We start from the raw sequence: 1,851 nt of genomic DNA on the forward strand, positions 1-1,851 counted from the left end.
CCGAACGCCCGGGCGTCGATCTCCAGCGGCACCTGACGGGCGTCCTCGGCAAAGGGTGGCGCCAGCAGCTTTACCCGGTCATCGAACACGAATGCGGCCTGGCCCAGCAGCTGCTTGTGGTAGAAGTCCCACATCACTGACGGCACCGGGTCCTTGTGGTTATTCGGCTCGCTGGCCAGGGCCTGTGCGGCCCAGGGCATCCAGCAGGCCAGCAGCAAAGTTGCTCGCCAGTTCATCGCCCACTCCTTGATGAAACAGTTGTCCGTTGAGCCAGCATGATCCCTGTGGGAGCGGGCATGCCCGCGAAGCAGGCGATGCGGTGGATGGCACGGGCTTCGCCCGTGTTCGCGGGCGCGCCCGCTCCCACAGGGGATCGCGCCAGCGCTACTGATACATCTCCGGCACCTGGTAACGCAGGCCGTAACTGGAATAAATCGCTTTCATCCGCCCATCGCGAATCAACGCCTCAAGCGCCTCCTCAACCGCATAGGCCAGCTGCCGGTTGCTTTCATGCACCGCCATGCCAATCTCCCAGGCCTGCTTGCCAAGGTTCGGGTAGGCGTTTTCCGCCAGGGCCAGTTGCGGGTCGGCAGCCTGGTGCAGTTGCCAGTCGACCTCGCCGCGCATCGCCATCACCGCGTCAACCTGGCCGGCCTGCATGGCACCGAAGGCCTGCTGCACATTGGGGTAATGATGGGTCCTGGCGCTGAGCATGCCGTTGAACACGGAAGTCAGATAAAACGACGGCACGCTGTCCACCTCGACCCCGATCGGGTGCTGCTGGAACACCGCGACACTGGCCACCGAGGCCAGGCGACGGCGGTCGTAGGCGACCTGCCAGCGCTCCTCCTGATAGGGGCCGAACATGACCACCTGGGCGTTTTCCAGCTCGCCCACCTCGTTGCGCCGCTGCGCGTAGGCATGGTCGTACGGCACCCGCATCATCAGGTCGGCCAGCTGCTGGTGGCGCAGCGGGCTACCGCGCCAGATGTAGTCGCGCAGATCGTCGTCGAGCTTTTCCCCCGGTGGCGCCCAGATCAGCTGCAGGCGTACCCCCAAAGCCATGGCCAGGGCCTGCGCCAGCTCCACATCGACACCGCGCGGTTGGCCATGGTCCTGGAAGCTGTAGGGCGCAAAGTCCTTGTACACCGCCACCTTCAGTTCGCCGGCGGCAATGATCGCGTCGTAGCTGCGCACCTGCGCCTGCGCCGCCGCGCAATACAGCAGCAGGCCGCTCAACAGCACTGCCAACAGACGCATGGCCGTCACTCCTCGACGTGCACGCTGTCCAGGTAGGTGCGCACCGCCCACAAGGCTTCCTGGCTCAGGTAGTCGGCCATCTTCGGCATGTACACCCGGCCGTCGCGGACCGCGCCGTGGCGTACCCGCTCGACGAACCATTCATCCCCGGCCTCGCCGGCATCGAGCATGCGCAGATCCGGGGCGATACCGCCAGACTTGGCCTCAAGACCATGGCAGGCGGCGCAGTTCTGGTTGTAGGCCGAGGCACCGATTTCCACGGCCTTGTCGCGCTCGGGAGAGCTGCGGTACGGGTTGACCGCCGCCCAGCCATCGCCGTCCAGGGCTACGCCAGCGTCCTTGATCGGGGTCAGGCCCTGGGTTTCCACGGCCTGGGGCACCACATTGCCATGTGCCCAGGCCGTGCCGGTCAGCACTGCACTGGCAAGCAGCCCGGCAGCCAGCAAGACGTTGCGTTTTGTTGTCATTCTTATGCCCTCACGATTGCACGCAAGGCCTCAACCACAGAGGCCGTGTCGCCATCTTAAAAACAGCCCGCAGGCGGCCGAATGCTGCTTTGGTGGCCGCACCTTACTCCCTTGGTAGTAGGGC

At 65.3% G+C, this 1,851-nt stretch carries 2 protein-coding genes and 1 pseudogene; all 3 read right to left on the reverse strand.

The annotated features are described in order from the left end of the window. Window positions 1-236, reverse strand: a pseudogene (locus JV551A3_RS17890) (quinoprotein dehydrogenase-associated SoxYZ-like carrier); the annotation flags it as partial. A gap of 148 nt (window positions 237-384) precedes the next feature. Further along, window positions 385-1,260 carry a substrate-binding periplasmic protein gene (locus JV551A3_RS17900; RefSeq protein WP_133979008.1) on the reverse strand — a complete coding sequence of 292 codons (876 nt, stop codon included), beginning with the start codon at window positions 1,258-1,260 and terminating at the stop codon, window positions 385-387. A 5-nt stretch (window positions 1,261-1,265) separates the two neighbouring features. Then, entirely contained in the window at window positions 1,266-1,727 is a 462-nt protein-coding gene (gene pedF / locus JV551A3_RS17905) for a cytochrome c-550 PedF (RefSeq protein WP_133979010.1), read from the reverse strand. Window positions 1,728-1,851 lie beyond the last annotated feature (124 nt).

It is taken from the genome of Pseudomonas inefficax, from assembly GCF_900277125.1.
Lineage (GTDB): Bacteria > Pseudomonadota > Gammaproteobacteria > Pseudomonadales > Pseudomonadaceae > Aquipseudomonas > Aquipseudomonas inefficax.

What these genes read in the sequence shown, in the direction of transcription:
- JV551A3_RS17900 (WP_133979008.1), bottom strand. Translation starts at nt 1,260, where the DNA reads ATGCGTCTGTTGGCAGTGCTGTTGAGCGGCCTGCTGCTGTATTGCGCG.
- pedF (WP_133979010.1), bottom strand. Translation starts at nt 1,727, where the DNA reads ATGACAACAAAACGCAACGTCTTGCTGGCTGCCGGGCTGCTTGCCAGT.